This is a genomic window from Streptomyces sp. SN-593, from assembly GCF_016756395.1.
In the GTDB taxonomy this organism is placed as follows: Bacteria; Actinomycetota; Actinomycetes; order Streptomycetales; family Streptomycetaceae; genus Actinacidiphila; species Actinacidiphila reveromycinica.
The window spans coordinates 1,304,106-1,326,647 of the sequence record NZ_AP018365.1; the positions used below are offsets into that span (position 1 = coordinate 1,304,106).

A 22,542-nucleotide genomic window follows, 5' to 3' on the forward strand; every position below is an offset into this window, starting at 1 on the left:
GGTGCCGCCGGGTGCGTGGTCGCACCCGGCGGCACCGGGGAGGGCGTCGCGGAGCAGCCGGTCAGGACGCGAGGTCCGGGGTCGGCCACGGGCCACAGAAGGGGGTGCCGTCGATGCCGGAGTTGCCGCCGCCGTCAGTGACCGCGAAGTTTCCGCCCTCGCAGTTGTAGACCGGCGAGGGGGCGCCGACGCCGGTGGCGGTGACGTTCGTGAACTTCGCGGCGCCGCCGGTCTGCTCCTGGAGCGCGAAGGTGCCGGTGCCGTCGATCGTGACGTCGTCGAGGCTGACGCCGCTGATGGTGCCCTCGACCCACTGCACGGCCTCGTACGGGCTCTGCTGGATGAGCGTGTCGGAGACGTTGATCGGGCCGGTGACGGCGCCCTGGCTGCCGTCGAACCACAGCGCACCCACGCCGAACTGCCAGTTCGGGTCGAGGCTGCCGTCCCGCACGAGCGTGTTGTCGCTGATCGTGGTGGTGCCGACCGGCGTGGAGGTGAAGCGCTGGCCGACGTGGATGCCGCCGCCCTGGGCGAGTCCGGTGTCCTGGACCAGGTTGCCGGTGACGGTGTTGTCGTGGCCGCCGTAGATCGCGATGCCGTTGGCCAGCGTCTGGAACTGGACGGTGTTGTTCGAGATCGTGTCGTTCGCGTCGGCGCCGAGCGCGGAGTCCGCCCAGGTGGCGATGCCGTCGTCACCGGTGTTGCGGATGTCGCTGCCGGTCACGGTCGAGTTGGTCACCCCGCCGTGGAAGTTGATGCCGTCGGCGGTGGTGTCGCGGATGCGCATCCCGCTGAAGGTCAGCTTGTCCATCGGGCCGTCCATCCAGGCCCCGACCTTCATGTGGTCGATCCACACGTCCGCGACCGACGAGTCGCTCATCGCGCCGCCGATCCCGTTCACCTGCGCGTTGTCGTCCCGCTCCTGCACGTCGCCGAAGATCGCGAAGTCCTTCAGGTGGACGTTCGTACTGGGTGACGGCGCGGAGTTGCCGTAGAAGCCGGGGGCGGCGCCGGTGACGGTGGAGTACCACATGCCCGCGCCCGCGACGGTGACGTCGTTGACGGCGATGTGTCCGGGGACCTTGAAGGTGCCCGGCGGTATCCACACGGTGCCGCCCGAACCGGCCGCGGCGATCGCGGCGTCGAACGCCTCGGTCGAGTCGGCCGCGCCGGTGGGATCGGCACCCTCGTCCACCACCGACACGGACCCCGAGGGCTGGGCCTGTGCCGCGGCGACCTGCTCGAAGTCGGCGGAGTCCAGGGTGTAGGAGGAGGCGGTGTCGCCGGCGTCGACCTGGAACGTGAAGGTGGTGCCGGCCGGGTAGGTCTGGCCGAACAGCCGGTGCGCCTCGTCGTAGAAGTGGTGCTGGTTGGTGCCCGGCGCGTTGGTGAACGGGTAGCTGCCGTAGTACCAGGAGTAGGCGTTCGTCAGCGTGAAGTCCGGCTGCTTCGTGCCGTCGACGTACAGCGACAGCGGCGCGGTGTACACCGAACCGCTCGCGGTGTCGGGGATGCTGTAGCGGAAGTCGATCGAGTTCGTCGCCACCGGCGTGGTGAAGGTGACGTACTTCCCGGAGCCCTGGAGCGTCACCGCCTTGCGCTGCGACGCCTCGTCGGCGAGGTTGCCCGCGGCGTAACTCGGGCCGATCACGGTGCCGTTGGTGGCGGAGTTCTCCGCCTGCACCTCGGTGTAGGGGAGGTTCGCGCCACTGCCGCCGGTGGCGGCGGCCGCCGCCGGCGGGGCGTTCAGCGCGAGGGCGCCCGCCGAGGCGAGCAGCGCGGCGCAGCCGCCGAGGGCGGCCGTCCGCCGGAGATGTCGAAGGGGTCGGGACATGTGTTGCTCCTTTCCGCACACCGCCCGGGCCTGTTCCCCACCGGCCGCACCACGCGCCCGCCTCGGGACGGCGGGCAGGGTGGGACGCACGTGGCCAGTGGGGGTGGGGGGACTGGTGTGGTGTGGGTCACGACGCAGAGGACCGTAACCCGTCGGATACGGAGCCGCAATATACGAATCCATTTTCGTTGATTCCTTGCAGTCTTCTGCAAGAGTCGGTGTGCCGGATTCGGGTGAGGGTGTCGTGAGGCCCGCGTGCGCGGCCGTGCGGGAAGTGTGTGGGCCGCGTGCCGGCCTCCCCACCAGGCCGCCGCCCGGGTGGAATCGAGCAGGCCCGCGGCAGGCCCGCCGCCCCGCGGGGGGTCGGCCCCGGGACGGCGGTGTTACGTTGCCGCGCATGGTCGAAAGCATCACACCGAGGCAGTTCCACGAAGCGGCCGGAGTCGATGACTGGCGGGTGCTCTTCGCGGGGGCGAGCGCGTATTTCCGCACCGGATCGTTCGCGCGCGGCGTGCGGTTCGTGGAGGCGATCGGCGCACTGGCCGACGCGGCCGACCACCACCCGGACGTGGACCTGCGCTACCCGGGGGTGACGGTCCGTCTGACGACGCACGAGGTGGGCGGGTTGAGCCGGCGCGACGTCGAGCTGGCCCGGGCGATCTCGGCGGCAGCGCGGGAGTTGGACGCGCCGGCCGACCCGACGGCGCTGAAGTCCGTACAGGTCACGGTGGACGCGCTCGTCGGCTCGCGGGTGATGCCGTTCTGGCGCGCCCTGCTCGGCTACCGGGCGGAGGGCGACGAGGACCTGGTGGATCCGAACGGCGGCGAACCGCCGTTCTGGTTCCAGCCGATGGACGCCCCGCGCCCGGGGCGCAACCGGCTGCACATCGACGTCTCCGTCCCCCACGACCAGGCCGAGGAACGGATCGCCGCGGCCATCACCGCGGGCGGTCGCCTGCTGTCGGACACGCACGCCCCGGCGTGGTGGACCCTGGCCGACCCGGAGGGCAACGAGGCGGACGTGGCGACCTGGATGGGTCGCGACTGAACAGAGCTTGACGACAAGCTCGGCAGCAGGCTCGGTGCAGGAGCACTGCGGGAGCCTTCCGGACGAGGGGAACGGCGTCCCTCCGGCGCGCCGCGGACCGCACGGCGCCGGGCCCACCCGCCGGGCGGCCGGCGGGCGAGGCGGGGCACGCGCATTCCATCCCTCCCCCACCGGAATTACCTTCCGCGATCATCCGCGCACGCTTGGCAGTTCCGTTCGGCTTATCGGCATAGTCATACGACAAATGACCGCACGATTACCCGGGGGCGCGGGTTCGCCCGCGCGGCGTTCCGCGCACAGGGATGAGCCGAATTCGTGCAGCGGCGGCCAGATTCACCCCGGGCACCGCCGAATAGGCGTCAAGCATGCCCCATCTGTACGGGCGCGCGGCACCATGGGGCGTCCGGTCGTGCGCCGGCTCACGGAAGGCGTCCGGGCGCACCTGAGCGGGCGTTCGTCGCCTTCGGACGACGGCAACGGCCGCCCCCGCGCACCGCACATGCCGTTCGGTATGCTTCTTGCCACCGGCTGACCCCGTGCTTTAGCGTTCAACGCGGGCCGGGTTGTGTCTCGTCACCGCAAACTGGGTATCCCCCTCATTCGGAGGCGCGGCACAGTACGGGCCGCTCGGCTGTGCGGAGACGGGTACCGCGGAATTCCGCCGCCCCGTCCGCTCATCCGGGCGATCCGGGCTGCGCGGCGCGCGGCTGCGTGACCGGCCCACGACCGGCCGGTTCGGGGGAGGATGATCGTCGTGTCCGACACACCCGCCGGATGGCGCAAGAGCAGCTTCAGTGGAAACGAGTACGAGTGCGTGGAAGTCGCTCTCCAAACGGACCAGGTGCGGGCTCGCGACTCGAAGGACCGCACCGGGCCCCAACTGGTGTTCGGGGCCCAGGCCTGGCGCGAGTTCGTCGCGGCCGTGGTGACCGGGCAGTTGGGCGCCCCGTGATGCTCCCGGCGAGCGGTGGAGAGGCGGACCCGTGGGCAGCACCGACGGCGAGGACGGCGTGAAGCACTCCCGTGCCCCCTTACCGTCCGCGCCCGGCGCGACCTGGCGGGGTTCGCGGCGCCGGCTGGCGCTGGCCGCACTGGGCACGGGCAGCGCCGCGTTCGTGCTGGTGGCCGCCGGTTCGGCGTCGCTGCTGGTGAGCGGGCGGGCGGCCCGGACCGCGGTGTGGCTGGCGACCGCGGTCGTGCTCACCGTCGTGCTCTGCCTCGGGGCGGTCGCGGCCCGGCGGGCCCGGGAGGGCCGTCGCGCCGATTCCCCTCCCCCGCCGGACGTCACCGCGCGGACGGCCCACCCGGCTCCCGTTCCCGCTCCGGCCCCTGATCCCGACGCGGGCCGCGACCCGGTCGCGGGCGGTCGTACGGACGCCGGACCGGCGCTTCTTCCGCCGGAGCAGCAGTGCGTCCCTCCGGCTCGACCGGCGTCGCCGCCGAGCCGCCGTCCGTCGACGGGGTGGTCGGCCCGCTGACCGCCTCCCCCGGACCACCGGCGGAAGCGGGGGCCGCCGAACCGTCCGTGCCCGAACGGGTGCCGTTCCGGCGGAACAGACCTCCGAGGGCGCGGGGGACCGACGGCCATCCCGCCCCCGCCGCGCACGCGGACACCGCGACGGCGATGACCGCCGCCGCCACGGCCCCCGCGATCCGGCCGGGCGGGAGCATCGCGTAGTGGTACAGCGCGCCCACCAACGCCGTCATCGACAGGCCGCCGAGGACGACGTACTGGAGCAGCGCGACCAGGAGTGCGGTGCGGCGCCGCTGCTCGGCTCGGGACACCTCGACCCGCCGGACGGCCTCGGCGTCCGCCCGGGTGCGGAGTTCGTAGGCGGCCGTCTCGGCGCTCGTGCGCGTGAGCGACCGTTCGTGCTCGCGGTTCTTGAACTCCATGAACCGCTCGAAGCGCTCCGGGTCGTCCAGCGCGCTCAGCAGCACGTCGTTGTCCGTGGCGTGTCCGGCACCCGGGCAACCGGCACCGGACTCCTCGCCCGTACCGGCATCGCCCTCGGTGCCGCCGTTCTGCGCAGTACTCCGCATAGTCGGGACCTGGATCTTTCTCGATCTGCGGCAGGAAGCCGATCGCAGCCGGTCAGCTCCTGCCGATCTCCCCCTTGGCCCGCTCGATCAGCGCGCAGGCGTCCTGCCCGTGCAGCGCTCCGGCGGTGAGCGCCTCGAAGCACTCCTGGTAACGGGCCAGCAGCGAGAGGTCGTTGCCCGTGGTGACGCTGCCGGTGGCGTGCTCCAGGTAGAGCAGGTCGGCGTCGTCGCTGAAGCCCAGCAGGACGAAGCCGCCCATCGTGCTGTAGTGCGCGCCGAAGTCCAGCGGCAGGACCATGAGGTCCACCCGCGGGAACTCGGCCACCTCCAGCAGCCGGTCCAACTGCCCCCGCATCACCTCCGGACCGCCGATCCGGCGGCGCAGCGCGGCCTCGTCGATCACGAAGGAGAGGCCCGCCGTCCCGCCGGAGTCGAGCATGTGCTCCTGCCGCTCCGCGCGCAGCCGCGCCAGCCGCGCCGCGCGGGCGGGCTCGACGCGCGGGGCGAGCAGCGCCTCGGCGTAGCCGCAGGTCTGCACGTGCCCGGGCACGACGACCGGGTGGTAGACGGACACGCCGTTCGCCGCGCCCTCCAGACCCAGGTACTGGCCGAACGACGCGGACAGCACGTCGTGGTACTTCGCCCACCAACTCGACTTCCTGCTCTCGCGGGCGGCCTCCACCAGCTCGTCCACCTGCTGCTGTTCGGTCACGCCGTACAGATGCGCCAGGGCCCGCGCGTCGGTGACCGAGACACCGACCTGCCCGGTCTCGATCCGGATCACCTTCGACGGCGACCAGTCCAGCGTCCTCGCCGCCTCGCGCTGCGTCAGGCCGGCGCGCTCCCGCGCCCTGCGCAGCTCCATCCGGAGTTTGCGCCGGGTCACGCTCGGGTCCACAGTTCGGGTCATCTCACTCCTTCGGGCAACTCGCCGCGCATACAGTGATGTCAGCACACCTCGTGGCCAACTCGTCACTCTGCTAGGCGCATTGTGCGACTAGCTATTCGTCGCACTCTAGCCGACACATCCGTCACCGGACGCCCTACTCCCGCCCAGGACGGCATGAATCGGGGCGGCGGGGGCGTTCCGGTCCGACCCGGCGGCGGTACGGCGGCGGTACGGCGGCGGCGTGTACGGACAGGAGGGCGGCCGGCCCGGGACAGGTGCGGGCGGGCGACCCGGTGGACGGCACACGCGGGGCGGCCGGCGGGGAGAGGGCACGCGCGTCCGGCGCCCGCACTGCCGTGCGTCGCTCGGGGCAGCCCGTGCGGAGCAAAGGGGCGCCGCCTGCGCGCGGGCCACACGTGGCCCACCTCGGCGCCGGTGGTGGGGGGCGGGCGCCACCTGCGCGCGGGGGCCCGTGTGAGTTTCCTGAGTCAACCTCTATGCCGCCAGGGGGGCGTCGGCGGTCGTGTTGATCTTGTTGTTGGCTTGGTGGATGTCGGGGTCGTAGCAGGTGCCGGTGCGCCAGCAGGCCCACATCACCCGGAGCCAGGATCGGGCGAGGATTCGGACGGCGTGGGGGTGCCGCTTTTTGCGGGCCCGGGCGTCGTCGTAGATCTTGGCGGCCCACTGGCTGCCGTGTCGGCTGTTGTCGGCGAAGGTCGTGAGCGCGACGCGGGCTCTGCGGTTGGTCGCGAAGCGGAAAGCGACTGTGCGGGACTTGCCCGAGGCGCGGGTCACGGGGACGACGCCGGCTTCGGCGATCAGCTGTTCGCAGGTCTGGGCGCGTTCCAGGAGCGGGCCGATCTCGCCGATGACCTGGCCGAGGCTGATCGTGCCGATGCGCGGCAGGGTGGCGAACAGCGGCGCGTAAGGGTGCGTGGCGGTGGCCTCGGTGATGGCCTTGTCCAGGGCGCGGATGGTCGCGCGTATGCCGTGCACGAGCTGGACCTGGACACGGATGAGGTGCTCGACGACCGTCTCGCTGAGGCGGGAGGCGGCTGTGGGGGCCGAGCGCAGGCGTTCGATGAGGACGCTGCCGGGCTTCTTGCCGCAGTAGCCACGGCGTTTGCACCAGGTTTCCAGGCGCCCCGCGGTGAGCTTGGCGGCGGAGGCCGGGGTCGGGTAGCGCTCCAGGAAGGCCTGGGCGATGTCGCTGTCGAGCTTGCCGAAGACTGCCTTGCCGCCGGGCCAGTGTTCGTCCAGGAGCGCGGCGAGTTGGTTGACGGCGGCGATGCGGGCCTCGATGTGGTCGGCGCGCTGGCGGGTGAGGGCCTGCAGGTCGAGAGTGGCCGGCTCGGTGGGCTCCAGCCGGGGCAGCAGGTGGCCGTCGGTGCGCAGGTAGTCGGCGAGTTTCATGCTGTCGCCGGCGTCGGTCTTGGCTTTGGAAGCGCCCCAGCGTGCCCGCATCGCGTGAAAGGCGTTCGGGTGCACCGGCACCACCGGGTGCCCGGCGGCCAGGAGCCGGTCGACGGCCAGGCCCCTGGTGGTCTCGATGGCGACCGGCAGGTCCGCGGGATCTGCGTGCTTGCGCAGCCGGGCCAGGGTCTTGGCGAACCCTTCCTCGGTGTGGGTCGGTTCCCACCGGTCGATGCGTTTGCCGGTGTCGTCCATGACCGTCACGTCGTGCGTTTCGGTCGCCCAGTCCCATCCGATGAACACGTGCGTCGTACTCCTGTACCGCTGGCGGAGCACCTGCCCGGTGGTGAGGTCGTCTGCCGGGAGCTCATTAATCGGCCCTCTGCGGGGCGTGTCCCTGAAGCCGATCAGACGGCCTCGGCCCGGCAGGGCTGGCAGAACTCACGCTGGCCGTCGAACGGCTCGCGACGATGGCCATGCACCCGCCGGGACCGAGAGGTCACAACCCTACCGAAGAGGGCTGCAGAAGGGATGGTCCTCTAATGAGCGGCGTGGGCCGTCCCGGCCGGGCTTCGCCCCGGCCCCGGCGTCACCGCAGGGCGGCCCGGATGGTGTCGCGCAGCCAGCGCTGGGGCGGGTCCGCGTCGAGGCGGGCGTGCCAGAAGAGGCGCACGTCGAGTTCCGGCAGGTCCGCGGGGACGGGGAACCAGCGGATGCCCAGGGCCGGGCCGTACTGCTCGGCGAGGCGCTGCGGGACGAGCCCGACGTAGCCGCTCGACGCGACCAGCAGCGAGGCCACCGCGAAGGTCGGCACCACCGCGGCGACGTGGCGGCGCAGGCCCGCGGCGTCGAGCACCTCGTCGAGGGGGCCGCGCACGCGGCCGCGGCGGGAGGCCGAGACGTGCGGGTGCCGGCACAACTGTGCGAGTGTCGGGCGGCGGTCGCGGCCCAGCGGGCTGCCGGCGCCGACGATGCCGACCAGCCGCTCGCGGTAGAGCACCGCGGCGCGGATGTCGGGGGCCGCGACGTCGCCCACGCCGATGTCCAGGTCCACCGACCCGTCCCGCAGCGCCTCGACGCTCTCGCTGCCCTCGGCCACGAAGCGCAGGACGACCCCGGGGGCGGCCGCGGCGGTGGCCTCGACCGCCGCGGTGGCGAGGGTGGCGGCCACCCCGTCGTTGATCCGGATCGTGAAGGTGCGCTCCAACTCGGCGATCGGGACCTCGCGGTCGCCGAGGACCAGCGCCGACGCCTCGTCGAGCAGCGACCGCACCCGAGGCGCGGTGCGCAGCGCGAACGGCGTCGGCACCATCCCGCGGCCGGCCCGTACCAGGATCGGGTCGTCCAGCGCCCGCCGCAGCCGCCCCAGCGCGCGGCTGGTCGCGGGGATGGACAGGTGCAGGCGCTCGGACGCCCCCGTCACGCTGCCCTCCTCCAGGAGCGCGTCGAACACCCGCAGGAGGTTCAGGTCGAGCTGCTCGGTCATGGTTGCATCCTACGCAACGTGTTGTTACGCAAGTTGCGTGGCACGGAAGGGGCCCGCCTCCCTAGCGTCGTCGGTATGCCAATCCACGCAACGATCAGCGGCCACGCACCGGCGGCGGGCGGCCGGCCGGCACCGGGGTCCGCCGCACCGCGCGGCCTGACGGCGGTCATGTGCGCCTGCGTCGTCCTCGTCGTCGGCATGGTCGCCGCGATCAACCTCGCCGTCCCGCTGCTCGCGTCGAGCGGGCTGCACCCGTCCGCCTCGGCGCTGATCTGGATCGTCGACACGTACGTGGTCGTCTTCGCCTGCCTGGTGATCCCCGGCGGGGCCGCGGGCGACCGGTTCGGCCGCAAGGGTGTCCTGCTCGCCGGCCTGGTGCTGTTCGCCGGGGGCGCGCTGCTCTCGGCGGTCGCGCCGGACATGCCGCTGCTGCTGGCCGGCCGGGCGGTCACGGGCGTCGGCGCCGCCGCGGTGCTGCCCAACACGCTCGCCGTCCTGCTGCTCGCCGTGCCAGCGGAGCGCAGGGGCGCGGCGGTCGCCACCTGGGCGTCGATGACCGGGATCGGCGGCGTCGTCGGCAACGTCGGCGGCGGCGCCGTCCTGACCGGAGGCTCGTGGCGCTGGCTGTTCGCGGCCGCGGTCCCGGTCGCGCTGCTGCTCGCCGCGCTCACCGGCCGGGTCGCACCGGTCTCGGCGCGCCATGACCGGCGGCTGGACCCGCTCGGCGCCGCGCTGCTGGTGGCCGCGTCGGTCGCGCTGCTGCTCGGCATCGTGCAGGGACCGGAGCAGGGTTGGGGCAGCCCGGTCGTCGTGGCCGGATTCGCCTGCTCCGCCGTGCTGTTCGCGGTCTGGACGCTCGTGGAGCTCAGGGCCCGGCAGCCGCTGCTCGACCCCCGGCTGCTGCGCGTCCCGGCGCTGCGCAGCGCCTGCCTGGGCATGACGGCGGTGTTCTTCGGGATGTTCGCGCTGTTCTACGTCAACGCGTCGTTCCTCCAGTACGGCAAGGGGTACGGGGTGCTGCGGACCGGGCTGGGGATCGTCCCGCTGACCGTGCCGATCGTCGTGGGCGCGCGCCGGAGCGGCCACCTGGCGCGGCGGATCGGCCTCGACGCCACGCTCGCGCTCGCCTTCGCCTGCGTCGGCGGCGGGCTGCTCGGGCTGTCCACGAGCGGCGCGGACACGTCGTACGCCGCCTACGCCGGCTGGCTGCTGGCCACCGGCGCCGGGGTGGCGCTGGCGCTGCCGACCCTCTCGGGCGCCATCGCCGGCTCGCTGCCGACGGCACAGGCCGGCGTGGGCGCCGGACTCCAGGCGACCACACGGGAGTTCGGCAGCGCGCTGGGCGTCGCCGTGATCGGCACGGTGCTCACCGCGCGGTTCACCGCCGCGCTCCCCCCCGACGTCCGGTCCGCCGGCCACCCGCACACCGTGGCGCAGGCGCTGGCCGCCGCTCCGGCCGACCGCGCGCCCGCCGTGGTCACGGCCTTCACCTCGGCCGCGGACGCGGGGCTGCGGGTGATCGGCGTGGCGGTGCTCGTGGCCGGCGCGCTCGTCCTGCTCCAGTCCCGGTCGGCGGGCCGCGCCACCCGCTGAACACCTGGCGCCTGCCCGCTCACGAGGGCCCCGGGGGCCCGCGGCCGGTGCTTCCGGCCGGTGCCGCCCGCCCTCACGCGAACCCGTCCGGGACCATCCGAACCCATCCGAACCCATCCGTACCCGTCACCACCCATTCGCACCGCGACGTGGACACGCCGCGGACCGACACGAAGGAAGAACGACATGCGCGTATTCGTCACCGGAGCCACCGGCTGGATCGGCGCGGCCGTCGTGGACGACCTGCTCGACGCCGGACACGAGGTCGCCGGCCTCGCCCGCTCGGACGCCTCCGCCGCGGCGCTCGCGGCCAAGGGCGCCCGGGCCGTGCGCGGCGACCTCGACGACCTGGACGGCATCCGCGCCGCGGCCGCCGCGGCCGAGGCCGTCGTCCACCTCGCCAACAAGCACGACTTCGCCGACCAGGCGGGCACCAACAAGGCCGAGCGCGGCGCCGTACAGGCCATCACCGACGCGCTCGCGGGCTCCGCCCGGCCGCTCGTCCTCGCCTCCGGGCTGGCGTTCCTGACCCCGGGCCGCGCCGCGACCGAGCAGGACCGGTCGCCGTTCCACGGCGTGGACTCCCTGCGCGGCGGCAGCGAGAACCTGGCCCTGGAGGCCGTGGAGCGAGGCGTCGGCACGGTCGTCACCCGTTTCGCCCCGACCGTGCACGGCGCCGGCGACCACGGCTTCCTCGCCGGGATCGTGGCGACCGCCCGGGCCAAGGGCGTCTCGGCCTACATCGGCGACGGCACCGACCGCTGGGCGGCGGTCCACCGCGGCGACGCGGCCCGGGTGGTGCGGCTCGCCCTCGACCGGCGGGTGCCGGCCGGCACCACCCTGCACGCCGCCGCCGAGGAGGGCATCCCGACGCGGCGGATCGCCGAGGCGGTCGGGCGCGGCCTCGGCCTGCCGGTCGCCTCCGTCCCGGCGGAGGAGGCGGCCGCGCACTTCGGGTGGCTCGCCAAGTTCTACGGCACGGACATGGCGGCGAGCAGCGACGCCACCCGGGCGCTGCTGGGCTGGACACCGGAGGGCCCCACGCTCGTCGACGACCTCGACAGCGGCTGCTACTTCGCCTGACCTGCGTCCGACCCCGACCCCGACCCCGATCCCGACGGCGCCGGACGCCCGCGGTCCTCCCCCGCGGGCGTCCGGCGCGCCGTGGGAAGGCGCCGTGCGGCGCGCCCGCCGACGCCCCGTCCGCACCCCCGCGCCCACACCGCCCGCGCGGCGCGAAACGCCTGGTCGGCACGGCAGTTCGGCCGTAGCCGGTATCAGCACTCCGCCGTACCGGGAGGACCGGCGGGCGGCGTACGGGGTTTCGACGGCCGAGCCGCGCCGCGCGGGAACTCCCCCGCCGACCACGTCACTTCGCCGCCCGGGCTGTCACCACTCCGAGTGGTTGTCATGTTCACGCCATTGCGACATCCGGTAGCAGTCCGCCCCTTCCGACCCACCCGTCACAGCGCGCAGCATCGCTCCAGCGGCCTGATCGGCCGGCTCCCCCCACCACCTCACGGATCGAGGACGGCCGGCCGACTCCCCCCACCACCCTCGCAACTCCCCCACCATTGGAGTTCACCGGATGCACAAGTTCCGCACAGCCGCCCCCGCAAGGGCGGCCGCCGCCGCACTGCTCGCGCTGTCCTGCGCCTCCCTCGCCGGACCCGCGAGCGCGGTCGCACCCAGCGTCGAGTTCGGCACGGCGCACTACGCCCACCCCCTCGCCGGCTTCTCCGGCGACAGCAACTGGGGCGGCTACGTCGCCCGGGGCTCGGACCTCACCGACATCTCCGGCTCCTGGACGATGCCCCAGGTCACCTGCAACTCCACGAACGACCTGTACGCGCCCTGGATAGGCATCGACGGCTACGGCTCGCAGACCGTCGAGCAGACCGGCGTCCAGGTCGACTGCTCCAGCGGCAGCCCGGAGTACTCGGCCTGGTACGAGATGTACCCGGCGGCACCGGTGTACTACGACGAGTCGGTCGACGCCGGCGACGCGTTCACCGCCAGCGTCGTGGACAACGGCGGCGGCGCCTACACCCTGGAGCTGTCCGACACCACCAAGGGCTGGTCGAAGACCACCCAGAAGTCGCTGTCCGCGGACGACGCGAGCGCCGAGGCGGTGATCGAGTCGCCGACCGGCAGCTACCCGTCCTTCGACGAGCAGGACTTCAGCGGCATCACCGTCAACGGGCAGTCCTTCGACGCCTACGGCCCCGAGGCCATCGACAGCGGGCAGTACACCGAGACCGCCCTCGACGGCGGCTCGTTCTCGATCATCCCGGGCTGATCCTCCGTCAGTTCCGCCTGCGATCCCCCCACCTGGGAACGGACGCGTCCACCCGGACGCCCACGGCCGGTCCGGTCCCGCGCCACGCCGGTCCCCGGAGCCGCACCCGGCTCCGGGGACCGGCGTTGCCGTGTCGCGCGGACGTGCCGCGTTGCCGTGCCGCGCGGCCGTGCCGCGCGGCCGTGCCGCGCCGCCCGCCGGAGTGCGGCTCCCTCAGGCGCCGGCGCCGCCGTCGACCGGCAGGATCGCCCCCGTCACCATCGAGGCGCGGTCGCTGAGCAGCCACGCCGCCGCCTCGGCCACCTCCCGGGGCTCCGCCATGCGGCCGAGCGGGGTCCTGGCGTTGATCGTCTCCACGACGCCCGGGGTGGCCGCCTCCCACTGGTCGATCATCTCCGTGGCGGTGCCGCCGGGGGTGATGCCGTTGACGCGGATGCCCTGCGGGCCCCAGGTCACGGCGGCGCTCTCGGTGATGCTGTTGAGCGCGCGCTTCATCGCCCCGTACGCGGGCAGCGCCGGGTTCGCCCGGCGGCTGCCGATGCTGGAGGTGTTCACGATCGCCCCGCCGCCACCGCGTCGCATCAGCTCGGCCTCGGCCTTCATGGCGATCCAGTGCGCCCGGAAGTTCACCTGGAACTGGGCGTCGATGTCCTCCTCGCCCGTGGCGTCGAGCGGGCCGGGCTGCTGGATGACCGCGCCGTTGTTGAAGGCGCCGTCCAGCCGCCCGTGCAGCCGCGCGACGTGGTCGACCGCCGCGCGGACGCTCGCGTCGTCGGCCAGGTCCAGGGTGACCGCGTCGGCGACCCCGCCGGCGCCGCGGATCCCGGCGGCGATCCGCTCCAGGGCGTCGGTACCGCGGGCGGCCAGCACGACCGCGGCGCCCTCGGCGGCGAAGAGCCGCGCGGCGGCCGCCCCGATGCCGCGGCTGGCCCCGGTGATGAGCACGACCTTGCCGGTGAGCAGGCCGATCGGGGCGATCTCGATGGTGTCCGGATTGTTCGTCATGGCTCCAGCGTCGATCAGGTCGCCGGCCGGATACAGGCACAGCCGGTACCAGGCTCGGACGCCGCGTCCCCCGCGTTCCTGACGTAGGGGCGGCGGGCCGGCGCCCTACCCCGCGCCCGTGCCCGCCGTATCGCCGGACCCCGTGCCCGCCGTATCGCCCTGCCCCGGGCGCGGCACGCGCCGCGTCCGGGGCAGGGCCCGTGCGTCGGCGCGGGGCGGCGGCGCGGGCGGCGGTGTCCCGGGGCCGGGCGCCGCCCACCGTCAGCCGGCGTGGGCGTCGGCGGCCGCCAACCCGGCGAACACCGCGAGGAACGCGCGGGCGATCACCGCGTGCCCCGCCAGCACCGGGTGCACGCGGTCGCCGGCCCAGTCGGCCGGCGCCGTGTGGGCGAGCACCCGGTCGAAGGCCGCCTGCACGTCGACCAGGGGCAGCCCCTTCGCCCGCGCCACCTCGCGGGCGGCGGCCACGTAGCGGTCGGACTCGATCCGCCACGGGTCGGACCGGTCGCCCTCGATGAGGTAGGGGGTGGCGACGACCAGCCGGCAGCCGGTGGCCGACGTCGCGCGGTCCAGCAGCGCGGCCAGCGTCTCCTGGTACTCGGCGACGGGAACGGCCTCGTCGGCGTTGCCCTCCATGCCCCGCCAGCAGTCGTTGATGCCGATCTTCACGCACAGCCAGTCCGGCCGCTCGTCCAGGACGTCGGCCTGCCAGCGCGAGGCGAGGTCGCGCACGGTGTTCCCGGAGATCCCGCGGTTGGTCCAGCGCAGGGCGAGTTCGGGGGCCTGCGCGGTCACGAGGGCCTGGATCAGGCCCACGTAGCCGCCGCCGTACGGCGCCCTGTCCGCGGTGCGTCCGGCATCGGTGATGCTGTCGCCGGTGAACAGCACATGGCTGCCCTTCTCGAAGGGAAGCGGGAGGTCAGCGGACATCGTTCGTCGGCTCCTGTCGGTGCGCTCGGTCGGTGCTGCGGTCGGTGCTGCGGTCGCGCGGCGCGAGGTGGGGCCCGCCGCCCGTGCTGTGACCGTAGCGCGCGGCGCCGCCGCGCCGTACGGGGGCGGAGCCGGTACCCGCGGCGCCCGCGCGTGACCGGCCCGGACGCGTACGCGCCCCCGCCGGCGGCGCCGTACGGCCGGTGGACGGTTCCGCGCGGGCGGTGAGCGCGCCCGCGGCGGCTGGGGCGCCTCCGGTCCCGGGCCGTCCGGATTGCCGGGGGCCTCGGGCGGGCGCAGGCTGGAGGCATGGCGTTCGAGTCCGCGGACGCGGGGGACCTGGGCGGTTGGGCGGTGGACGAGCCGGGGCCGATCGCCACGGGACCGCTGCGCCGCACACGGCGGAAAGCACCGCGGCCGGGTCCGGGCGAGGTGCTGGTGCGGGTCGAGGCGTGCGGGGTGTGCCGGACCGATCTCCACCTCGCGGAGGGGGATCTGCGCCCGCACCGCCCGATGACCGTTCCGGGCCACGAGATCGTCGGCAGGGTCCTCGGCTCGGGGCCGGGGACGGGCCGTTTCGCGCGCGGCGACCGGGTGGGCGGCGCCTGGCTGCGCGGCACCTGCGGGGTGTGCCGCTACTGCCGGTCCGGCCGGGAGAACCTGTGCCCGTCGTCGGTCTACACGGGCTGGGACGCGGACGGCGGCTTCGCCGAAGTGACGGTCCTGCCCGAGGAGTTCGCGTATCCGCTGCCCGGTGGGGCCGACCCGGCCGAGCTGGCGCCGCTGCTGTGCGCGGGCATCATCGGCTACCGCGCGCTGCGGCGCAGCGCGCTCCCGCCGGGCGGCCGGCTCGGCCTGTACGGCTTCGGGGGGTCCGCGCACCTGGCCGCGCAGGTCGCCCTCGCCGAGGGCGCGACCGTCCACGTGCTGACCCGGTCCGCGGCGGCCCGCCGGCTCGCCCTGGACCTCGGGGCGTCGTCCGCCCGCGGCGGCTACGACGCGCCGCCCGAACCCCTGGACTCGGCGATCCTCTTCGCGCCGGTCGGCGACCTGGTGCCGGTCGCGCTGGCGGCCCTCGACCGCGGCGGCACCCTCGCCGTCGCCGGCATCCACCTGTCGGACATCCCGGTGCTGGACTACCAGCGGCACCTGTTCCAGGAGCGCGAGCTGCGCAGCGTCACCTCCAACACCCGCGCCGACGGCCGGGACTTCCTGGAGACCGCCCGGCGGGTCGGCATCCGTCCCACCATCACCCGCTACCCGCTGGACCGGGCCGACCGCGCGCTGGCCGACCTCGCCGCGGACCGCGTCAACGGCGCGGCGGTGCTCGTCCCGCCCACCGCCCCTTCCCCCACGGCCGGTTGATCCGGGCTTCCGCCGGCGCGGGAGCCCGAGCCGGCGGCCCGGCCTGACCCGGCGCCCGGCCCGACGGCGCCCGGATCACGGGCCGGCCGCCGGGCCGGTCCCGCGAGCCGGGTGCCGAATCAGGCCGGTCAGGCGTCCGGCGCGGCCTTGGCGCCGAGGTGGCGGGCGAAGAACCGCACGGCGCTGTCCGCCTCGAACCTCGGCAGCTCCTTGTGGCGGCCCGCGTTGGCGTGCAGCGACTTCTCCCGCGACGCGAAGGCGTCGAAGAGCGCGAGCCCGGCGGCGCGCGGGATGTGCTCGTCGTCCCACTGCAGGTCGAACTCGACCGGGACGGTGATCCGCCGCGCCGCCTCGGCGAGCGCGTCGGGCCAGTGCAGTCCGAAGACCGCGGCGTCGATCCTGGGGTCGTCCGCCACCAGCGGCACCCCGATCGCGGTGCCCATGTTCAGGCCGAGGTAGCCGACCGGCCCCCGGTCCCCGATCTCGGGCAGGGTCCGGAGCGCGTCGAGGGTCGCCCGCCACTCCGGCACGGCCCGCTCGGCGAGGTGGGCGTTGTAGCGGACCACGATCGGGCCCTCGGGCTCGCCCGCCGCCCTGGCCCGGTACAGTTCCGCGATCTCCCGCTCGTCGTGGGCGGTGCGCGGCCGGCCGCCGTGGCCGGGCGCGTCGATGGCGGCGACGTGGAAGCCGCAGCCGGCCACGATCCGCTGCGCGCGGCCGGACACCGCCGGCGCCTTCTTGTGCATGCCGCCGCCGTGGCCCACCAGCACCAGCGGGGCGCGCCCGGCGCCGGCCGCCGGCGACCAGAGCACGCCGGGGACCCCGCCCACGGCGAAGTCGCGCTCGATCATGCCGTCCGACGACGACTCGGCGGTGAACTCGATTGTCTTCAAGGGATGTTGCCTCTCGGGAGTGCCTCTTGATGTCCAGGCGCTCCCGGTGGCGGCTGTGTCAGCCGCCGAACCGTGGCAGGAAGGGGAGCACCCGCGTGGATCGAACGTGCACGGGTCCCACCTCCTTCGTCCGGTGTCACGGTCGCCGCAAGCTACCAGCCGCACTGCTCCCCCGCCCAGCGGTTTTTCGTCGGCGGCGGCCAACTCGGCTCTACGGAGGCATGGTTGCCCTCCCCGCTGCGCGATCGGGTGACCTGCTCCCGCGCCGCCCGGGCCTCGGGAGTGTCACGGCCCCGCCGCGCACGACGATCGTTATGTTGGACGTGTCGGTCCTTCGCGGGCGCACCCCTGACAGCCGCGCCCGCGAAGGCCCGCCCACCCGTGGACCGTTGGCCCGGTGGGCCGACCGGCCGGATGGTCGGACCATCGGACACGCCGGACGGTCGTACGGGTCGGCGCTCAGACGGTCAGCGCGGGCGGGGCGGAGTGGCCGGCCCGGAGGTCGGCGGAGAGGGCGCGGGCCTCGTGCTCGGTCATCCGCGGGGTGTCGTAGGGCACCGCGTTCACCCAGCGCTGGGTGAGGCGGGCGATCCGCTCCCCGTAGCGTTCCGCGGTGACCAGGTCGCCCGGCGATCCGGCGTTCTCGGGCCCGAGGTCGGAGTGGCTCTGGCCCATCAGCCCCAGCCACGAGCCGAGCCGGTTGAGGTCGTCGCGGGAGCCGCCGCTCCAGTTGTTGCCCGGCATGTCACCGACACCGATCCACTGCATGCCCAACTGCGTTGCGAACACCGCCAGTTGCTGGAGCACCGCCAACTTGTCGCCGCTCTGGGACGCGGACATGGTGAAGCCGCCGGCCAGCTTGTCCTTCCACCGCTGCGTGGTGAAGGCGGTGAACGCCGCCTCCATGAAAGCCTTGAAGACCGCCGACGCGCTGCCCATCAGCGTCGGGCTGCCGAAGACGATCGCGTCGCAGCCGTCCAGCAGCGCCAGCGCCTCGGGGTCGCGCCAGCGCCCGGCGTTCACGTCCTCCGCCCGGACCTCGACGAGGTGCACCCGGGTGCCCGGGACCCGCCGCGCGCCGTCGGCGAGGTGCTCGGCCAGCACCCGGGTGTGGCCGTGCACGGAGTGGTGGACCACCGCCACCGTAACCTCCGGTACGTCGTCCTGTGCACGGTCGATGCCGTCGACTGCCATGGCCATCTCACTGCTCCCAATCGTGGGGTTCTCCGCCTGCCCTGCCATCCCACCGCGCGGGCGGTACGCCATCAACGCCGAACTTCACCACCCAGCGATCGGTGCGACCGATCGAAGGCGTTAACGTGAGGAGGTGGACAGGATCGAGCTGGAGGCGTTCGTCGCCGTGGCGGAGGAACTCCACTTCGGGCGCGCCGCCGAGCGCCTGCACCGGGGGCAGCCCACCGTCAGCGACGCCGTACGGCGGCTGGAGACCGCCCTCGGCGGACGGCTGTTCCACCGCACCAGCCGCCGGGTGGCGTTGACCGGACTGGGCGAGGAACTGCTGCCCGACGCCCGCGCCGCCCTCGCCCAGCTCCACCGCTTCCAGCAGCGCGGGCGCGCGCTGGCCGCCGGAGACCGGACCCGCACGAGCCTCGTCGTCGCACACGCCGAGTACACCGACCACCAGCTCCTGCTGCGCTGCCTGCCGCGCCTGCGCGAGCGGTGCCCCGACGTGATGATCGTGCCGGAGGCGATGCCGACCACCGCCCAGGTCACCGCCCTGCGCGCCGAGACGATCGGGCTCGGCATCGGCTGGGCGACCGACGGCGTCTCCGGCGTACGCGCCAGGGTGCTGTCCACCGAGCGGTTCGTGGCGCTGGTGCCGGCCACCCATCCGCTCGCCGCGCACGCCGAGCTCAGCACGGCCGAGCTGTCCACCACCGGGCTGCTCACCTGGCCGCACCAGATCAACAGCGGGCTCTGCGACCGGCTGCTGGCCGCCTTCCACAGCGGCGGAGCCGACCTGCGCATCATCAGGACCGCCGGCAGCGTGCACGACATCGCCGCCCACGTCGCGGCCGGCACCGGCATCGGGATCACCGTCGGGTCGGCGCTCGACCACCAGCCGCCCGGCCTGCGCGTCATCCCCCTCACCGGCCCCTCGACCACCGCCGACCAGGTCGTCCTGACGCCCGACGCGCCCTCACGCACCGCCGCCGCGCTGCGCGACCTGCTGCTGGACGCCTCGGCCGGCTGACGGCCGCGGCCTGCCGGGCGCCTCGGTCCGACGCCTCGGCCCGACGCCTCGGCTGGACGCCTCAGCCGGACACCTCGGCCCGACGCCGGCCCCGACCGCACGCGCGGTGGCGCCCGCGGGCCGTACGGCCGCCGTCCGCGCGGTGCGACTTCGACCGTTCCCGCCTTTAGCCGGAGCTAAAGGTGTCATGCTGCGTGCAGGGCAACGGCTGGCAGCCGGCGACACAGTGGGGGGCACACCATGGGCTTCATGGCGCGGGGCGGGAGCAGCGCCGCCGACGTGGCGGGGGCGCGGCTGGCACGGGAGGCGACGGCGTCGCTCGCGGGCGTGCTGGCCGGGCTCGGCGTGTCGCAGTCGGAGCTGGCGAGGGCGATGTCCGTCAGCCCGGGGCGGGTCAGCCAGATCATGTCGGGGGACGCCAACCTCACGGTGCGCAGCCTCGCCGCGGCCGCCGAGGCGATCGGCGCCCGGGTGGAGATCACGTTCCACGCGCCGCCGCGGGACGCCGCCGTGCAGCCCCGGGACGGCGCCGCGCCGGTGTACGGCAGCGGGCAGGCCCCCGCGTGCCGGTAGCGGTGGCGGCGTCCGCGGGAGCGGCGAGCGGTCCCGGCGGGTCCCGCGGGGCCGTCCCGGGGATGCCGCCGTGCGGGCTCGGGGCCGAAGGCAAGGGGTGGGGGCGGGGACGGTCCGTCGGCGCCCGGTGCGCACGCCGTGCTTCCCGCGCGCGGGTGCCCGCGGCCCGGGGCGGTCATCTCCCCTGCCGCAGGGCGCCCGTGGACCGGTAGGCGTCGGGCGGGACCACCGCGTCCCGGAGCCGCTCGATCTCCGGCCGCTCCGAGCGGCGGCCCTGGCAGTAGGCGAACCGCAGCAGGTGCGCGCACATCGCCCGCGCCTCGTTGAAGGCGATCACGCACCTGGCCTCCTCGTCCGCGCTGCGGGCCCGCCGGAACTCGGCCACGCCCGGCGGCGCCGGGGTCCGGCACGCCTCCTCCACGCGGGTCTGGACGTCGAGCGCGGCGTCGAGCCTCCGTTCCGCGTCCTCGTGGCAGGCGCAGACCGCCTTGTTCGTCACGGTGCTGTGCGGGCGGTCCAGCAGGAAGCGCTTGAGGCCGTGGATGAAGATCCGCAACTGCCGCACCTCCTTGAACCGCTCCATGAAGCTGTCGCACCAGGTCTGGGCGTCGGTCGCCAGCCGGTACTCAAGGCGTTCCAGCAGCCAGCCGATGCCCAGGGTCATGAAGCGCAGCAGGGGTTGGGCGCCCTCGTCCTGCCGCCTGCCGCGCGGCGCGACGGCGAAGCCGGTGGCGACGCCCGCGGCGGCCGGCGGCACCTGGCCCAGGTGCGGCAGGAGCAGGCCGGCGCCGACGGACGTCGCGCCCATCGCGAGCAGCACGAGCGCCGACAGGCAGGCGGACCGCCACGTCCCCAGCAGGCGGCCCCTGCCCGCGAAGCGGCGCAGGAGGCACAGCCAGGCGATGGCGGTGCAGGCGGCGGCCGGCGCGGCGTACGCGGCGCACCAGGTGTGGCTGTACCAGGTCATGAACGGCCCCAGGGTGTCGTGCCACTGCTGCTGGACAGGAACGGCCGCCGAACGGGCCGCACGGCCCGCCCCGTTCCGCCCGCGGACCCGGTGCCCCGGGCCGGCGAGCCGGGCAGGCCCCGGCCACCGGGCCGGGCGGACCGGCGGACACGGCCGCATCGGAACGACGGACCGGACCGGCACGAGCCGACGGAACGGCCCGGCCGACGGGGCCGGGCATGGCCACCCCGCCCGGCCGACCGGCGCGAGCCGACGGAACGGCCCGGCCCGGCCCGGGGTGCCGGGCGGGGCCGGCCCCGCGGGCGGCGCCCGGGGGCGCCACCGGGCCACCGTCAGGTCGTCGCCGTCAGACCGCCGTCAGGCCGCCGTCAGGTCGTCGCCGTCATCTCCTCGATCTTCTCCGCGAACCCGTCCGCGGGCAGCGGCAGGTCCACGGCCTCGTCGACGAACCGCACGGCGGACCTGACGTAGCCGACGACGGCGGTGGCCTCGTCCGGCACCGTCTTGCGGCGCGCCACCGCGTGCAGGCAGGTCGCGGCGGCCGCGGTCTCCCGGTCGCGGCCCTCCCGCACCGCGCGCGCCCACAACTCCCGTCCCCGGCGCGGGATCTGGTCGTGCCACCAGTTGGCCTCCTGCACCTCGCCGAGCGCCAGATGGTGCAGGAACAGGCAGAACTTGGCCTCGCCGTCGTCGGCGCCGGAGGCGAACTGCCACCAGAAGCGGGCGCTGTCCTCCCGGCCGGCCAGGTGCAGGACGCAGGCCAGCACCCGGGCGCCCTCGGGTTCGAGGATCCGGCTGGGGTCGTCGGCGGACTCCACCGACCCGCTGACGAAGGCGGACATCGTCTGGAGGGCCTTGGCCTGGGTGATGACGATCTTGCACAGGTGCCGCAGGTCGTCCGCCGCGTCCAGGCGTTCGCGGTCCGCGGTCTCGCCGTGGTGGTGGGGCTCCCAGCGGCTGGGCCGGACCGGCTCGCACCACAGGTCGCGGCTGGTGGCGTCGTCGAAGGTGAGCGCGCCGGTCATGATCTGCTGCATCGTGGCGGCCGCGGCGAGCCGGGCCTGCGCGGCGACCAGCTCCTCACGGGTGTACTCCGGCGAGCGCAGCCGCGCCTTGGCCAGGATCTCCTCAAAAGGCATCGACACGGGCATCTTCGCGTCCCTTCAGCTCGGGGTCCAGCGCAGCGGCGAGGCGGCGGCGCGCGTCGCGGGCGGTGGAGCGGACGGTGGCCTCGGTGATCCCCAGCAGGTCCGCGGTCTGGCGGGTGGTGTAGTCGAGGCTGTAGCGCATCAGGAACACGTCGTGCTGGCGCTCGGGGAGGGCGTCGATGGCCTCCCACAGCGCGATGCTGACCTCCAGCGCGCCGATCGGGTCCACGGTGTCGTGCGCCAGCTCGGTGGCGAAGATGGCGTCGGCCATCTTCTGCCGGCGGGTGCGGGCACGGGCCGCGTCGCGGACCCGGTTCTTCACCAGCCACCAGGCGTAGGCGGCCGGTTCGGGCTGTTCCAGGGCCTTACGCCAGTGCCGTAGCAGTTCCACCATGGCCTCGTGGACCGCGTCCTCGGCGTCGGCCCGCGAGCCGAGGTACATCTGGGCCCAGCGCACGTACGCGCCGCGGTACAGCGCGTGGAACGCCTGGAAGTCCAGCGGCTGGGCCGCCGGGTCCGGGTCCTCGTCGGCCTTCGCGCGGGGCAGGCGGTCGCCGTGTGCCTCGTCGTGGTTCACCGGGTCTCTCCCCGTCCGTCGCTGGAGTCGCGGGTACGGCGTACGGTCCCGGCCGCCGCCGTGGGCACGGCTTCGATCTGATGGGTCGTCACGGGCCTTGCCGGTCCTCTCGCTTCGAGCTCGAAGCGCCCACCCCCGTGTGCACTCCGGGACCGCACCGTCGCGGTCCTGCCTACATAGCGTTCGGAGCCGCCCAAACGTGCACCCGAAACACGGCCGATAAACGCACTAACAGGTACCGACCGGTCGGTTGCGCAACGGCGG

The 22,542-nt window shown here is 74.5% G+C and carries 20 protein-coding genes; 8 read left to right on the forward strand and 12 right to left on the reverse strand.

The genetic code is table 11. The annotated features are described in order from the left end of the window. Positions 1–61 precede the first annotated feature (61 nt). The gene (locus RVR_RS05505) at positions 62–1,834 is read right to left on the reverse strand and encodes a glycosyl hydrolase family 28-related protein (RefSeq protein WP_237404583.1); all 1,773 of its coding nucleotides are present in this window, start codon (positions 1,832–1,834) and stop codon (positions 62–64) included. Positions 1,835–2,231: 397 nt separating this feature from the next. Between RVR_RS05505 and RVR_RS05510 the strand changes: the two genes are divergently transcribed. Together RVR_RS05510 and RVR_RS05515 are read left to right on the forward strand one after the other, a co-directional pair. Then, on the forward strand, positions 2,232–2,882 hold the full coding sequence (locus RVR_RS05510) for a VOC family protein (protein WP_202232767.1): 651 nt from the start codon (positions 2,232–2,234) through the stop codon (positions 2,880–2,882). A 754-nt stretch (positions 2,883–3,636) separates the two neighbouring features. Continuing rightward, positions 3,637–3,834, forward strand: coding sequence for a DUF397 domain-containing protein (locus tag RVR_RS05515; protein WP_237404584.1), 198 nt, complete (start codon positions 3,637–3,639; stop codon positions 3,832–3,834). Between the two features lie 332 nt (positions 3,835–4,166). Here the strand turns inward: RVR_RS05515 and RVR_RS05520 are convergent, their stop codons facing one another. The 4 genes from RVR_RS05520 to RVR_RS05535 all read right to left on the reverse strand — a co-directional run bounded on the left by RVR_RS05520 (position 4,167) and on the right by RVR_RS05535 (position 8,713). Further along, complete coding sequence (locus RVR_RS05520; RefSeq protein WP_202232769.1) at positions 4,167–4,925, reverse strand: hypothetical protein; 759 nt, start codon at positions 4,923–4,925, stop codon at positions 4,167–4,169. A gap of 52 nt (positions 4,926–4,977) precedes the next feature. After that, a complete protein-coding gene (locus RVR_RS05525; protein WP_202232770.1) occupies positions 4,978–5,835 on the reverse strand; it encodes a helix-turn-helix domain-containing protein in 858 nt (285 codons plus the stop codon). Between the two features lie 474 nt (positions 5,836–6,309). Continuing rightward, the gene (locus tag RVR_RS05530) at positions 6,310–7,530 is read right to left on the reverse strand and encodes an IS110 family RNA-guided transposase (protein WP_202232771.1); all 1,221 of its coding nucleotides are present in this window, start codon (positions 7,528–7,530) and stop codon (positions 6,310–6,312) included. A gap of 286 nt (positions 7,531–7,816) precedes the next feature. After that, entirely contained in the window at positions 7,817–8,713 is an 897-nt protein-coding gene (locus tag RVR_RS05535) for a LysR family transcriptional regulator (RefSeq protein WP_202232772.1), read from the reverse strand. 75 nt (positions 8,714–8,788) lie between these two features. On the opposite strand from RVR_RS05535, the gene RVR_RS05540 reads away from it, so the two are divergent. From RVR_RS05540 to RVR_RS05550, 3 genes are all read left to right on the forward strand, one after another. After that, the gene (locus RVR_RS05540) at positions 8,789–10,306 is read left to right on the forward strand and encodes an MFS transporter (protein ID WP_202232773.1); all 1,518 of its coding nucleotides are present in this window, start codon (positions 8,789–8,791) and stop codon (positions 10,304–10,306) included. A 186-nt stretch (positions 10,307–10,492) separates the two neighbouring features. After that, a complete protein-coding gene (locus RVR_RS05545) occupies positions 10,493–11,389 on the forward strand; it encodes an NAD-dependent epimerase/dehydratase family protein (RefSeq protein WP_202232774.1) in 897 nt (298 codons plus the stop codon). 505 nt (positions 11,390–11,894) lie between these two features. Beyond that, positions 11,895–12,605: a G1 family glutamic endopeptidase gene (locus RVR_RS05550; RefSeq protein WP_202232775.1), complete on the forward strand. Its 711-nt coding sequence runs from the start codon at positions 11,895–11,897 to the stop codon at positions 12,603–12,605. 213 nt (positions 12,606–12,818) lie between these two features. On the opposite strand, the gene RVR_RS05555 is transcribed toward RVR_RS05550, so the two are convergent. Further along, positions 12,819–13,610, reverse strand: coding sequence for an SDR family NAD(P)-dependent oxidoreductase (locus RVR_RS05555; RefSeq protein ID WP_202232776.1), 792 nt, complete (start codon positions 13,608–13,610; stop codon positions 12,819–12,821). Positions 13,611–13,871: 261 nt separating this feature from the next. Next, complete coding sequence (locus RVR_RS05560; RefSeq protein WP_202232777.1) at positions 13,872–14,540, reverse strand: SGNH/GDSL hydrolase family protein; 669 nt, start codon at positions 14,538–14,540, stop codon at positions 13,872–13,874. A 309-nt stretch (positions 14,541–14,849) separates the two neighbouring features. Here RVR_RS05560 and RVR_RS05565 point away from each other — a divergent pair, with 309 nt between their 5' ends. Next, positions 14,850–15,905, forward strand: a complete 1,056-nt coding sequence (locus RVR_RS05565; RefSeq protein ID WP_202232778.1) for a zinc-binding alcohol dehydrogenase family protein — start codon at positions 14,850–14,852, stop codon at positions 15,903–15,905. Between the two features lie 128 nt (positions 15,906–16,033). Here the strand turns inward: RVR_RS05565 and RVR_RS05570 are convergent, their stop codons facing one another. Beyond that, positions 16,034–16,756, reverse strand: coding sequence for an alpha/beta hydrolase family protein (locus RVR_RS05570; RefSeq protein ID WP_430393216.1), 723 nt, complete (start codon positions 16,754–16,756; stop codon positions 16,034–16,036). A 501-nt stretch (positions 16,757–17,257) separates the two neighbouring features. Beyond that, positions 17,258–17,998 carry a flavodoxin family protein gene (locus RVR_RS05575; protein WP_237404585.1) on the reverse strand — a complete coding sequence of 247 codons (741 nt, stop codon included), beginning with the start codon at positions 17,996–17,998 and terminating at the stop codon, positions 17,258–17,260. A gap of 127 nt (positions 17,999–18,125) precedes the next feature. Here RVR_RS05575 and RVR_RS38540 point away from each other — a divergent pair, with 127 nt between their 5' ends. Together RVR_RS38540 and RVR_RS05590 are read left to right on the forward strand one after the other, a co-directional pair. Next, entirely contained in the window at positions 18,126–19,013 is an 888-nt protein-coding gene (locus RVR_RS38540) for a LysR family transcriptional regulator (protein WP_272933057.1), read from the forward strand. A 249-nt stretch (positions 19,014–19,262) separates the two neighbouring features. Further along, a complete protein-coding gene (locus RVR_RS05590; protein ID WP_202232780.1) occupies positions 19,263–19,586 on the forward strand; it encodes a helix-turn-helix domain-containing protein in 324 nt (107 codons plus the stop codon). 175 nt (positions 19,587–19,761) lie between these two features. On the opposite strand, the gene RVR_RS05595 is transcribed toward RVR_RS05590, so the two are convergent. From RVR_RS05595 to RVR_RS05605, 3 genes are all read right to left on the reverse strand, one after another. Then, positions 19,762–20,553, reverse strand: coding sequence for a hypothetical protein (locus RVR_RS05595; RefSeq protein ID WP_202232781.1), 792 nt, complete (start codon positions 20,551–20,553; stop codon positions 19,762–19,764). A 368-nt stretch (positions 20,554–20,921) separates the two neighbouring features. Next, positions 20,922–21,704, reverse strand: coding sequence for a hypothetical protein (locus tag RVR_RS05600; RefSeq protein WP_202232782.1), 783 nt, complete (start codon positions 21,702–21,704; stop codon positions 20,922–20,924). Next, positions 21,682–22,278: a sigma-70 family RNA polymerase sigma factor gene (locus RVR_RS05605; protein WP_237404586.1), complete on the reverse strand. Its 597-nt coding sequence runs from the start codon at positions 22,276–22,278 to the stop codon at positions 21,682–21,684. Before RVR_RS05605 ends, RVR_RS05600 begins: the two co-directional genes overlap by 23 nt. Positions 22,279–22,542 lie beyond the last annotated feature (264 nt).

Excerpts from the sequence above, each read along its gene's own strand:
- RVR_RS05505 (WP_237404583.1), bottom strand. The coding sequence starts at position 1,834 with ATGTCCCGACCCCTTCGACATCTCCGGCGGACGGCCGCCCTCGGCGGC.
- RVR_RS05510 (WP_202232767.1), top strand. The coding sequence starts at position 2,232 with ATGGTCGAAAGCATCACACCGAGGCAGTTCCACGAAGCGGCCGGAGTC.
- RVR_RS05520 (WP_202232769.1), bottom strand. The coding sequence starts at position 4,925 with ATGCGGAGTACTGCGCAGAACGGCGGCACCGAGGGCGATGCCGGTACG.
- RVR_RS05525 (WP_202232770.1), bottom strand. The coding sequence starts at position 5,835 with ATGACCCGAACTGTGGACCCGAGCGTGACCCGGCGCAAACTCCGGATG.
- RVR_RS05535 (WP_202232772.1), bottom strand. The coding sequence starts at position 8,713 with ATGACCGAGCAGCTCGACCTGAACCTCCTGCGGGTGTTCGACGCGCTC.
- RVR_RS05540 (WP_202232773.1), top strand. The coding sequence starts at position 8,789 with ATGCCAATCCACGCAACGATCAGCGGCCACGCACCGGCGGCGGGCGGC.
- RVR_RS05545 (WP_202232774.1), top strand. The coding sequence starts at position 10,493 with ATGCGCGTATTCGTCACCGGAGCCACCGGCTGGATCGGCGCGGCCGTC.
- RVR_RS05550 (WP_202232775.1), top strand. The coding sequence starts at position 11,895 with ATGCACAAGTTCCGCACAGCCGCCCCCGCAAGGGCGGCCGCCGCCGCA.
- RVR_RS05555 (WP_202232776.1), bottom strand. The coding sequence starts at position 13,610 with ATGACGAACAATCCGGACACCATCGAGATCGCCCCGATCGGCCTGCTC.
- RVR_RS05560 (WP_202232777.1), bottom strand. The coding sequence starts at position 14,540 with ATGTCCGCTGACCTCCCGCTTCCCTTCGAGAAGGGCAGCCATGTGCTG.
- RVR_RS05565 (WP_202232778.1), top strand. The coding sequence starts at position 14,850 with ATGGCGTTCGAGTCCGCGGACGCGGGGGACCTGGGCGGTTGGGCGGTG.
- RVR_RS05570 (WP_430393216.1), bottom strand. The coding sequence starts at position 16,756 with ATGATCGAGCGCGACTTCGCCGTGGGCGGGGTCCCCGGCGTGCTCTGG.
- RVR_RS05575 (WP_237404585.1), bottom strand. The coding sequence starts at position 17,998 with ATGGCCATGGCAGTCGACGGCATCGACCGTGCACAGGACGACGTACCG.
- RVR_RS05590 (WP_202232780.1), top strand. The coding sequence starts at position 19,263 with ATGGCGCGGGGCGGGAGCAGCGCCGCCGACGTGGCGGGGGCGCGGCTG.
- RVR_RS05595 (WP_202232781.1), bottom strand. The coding sequence starts at position 20,553 with ATGACCTGGTACAGCCACACCTGGTGCGCCGCGTACGCCGCGCCGGCC.
- RVR_RS05600 (WP_202232782.1), bottom strand. The coding sequence starts at position 21,704 with ATGCCCGTGTCGATGCCTTTTGAGGAGATCCTGGCCAAGGCGCGGCTG.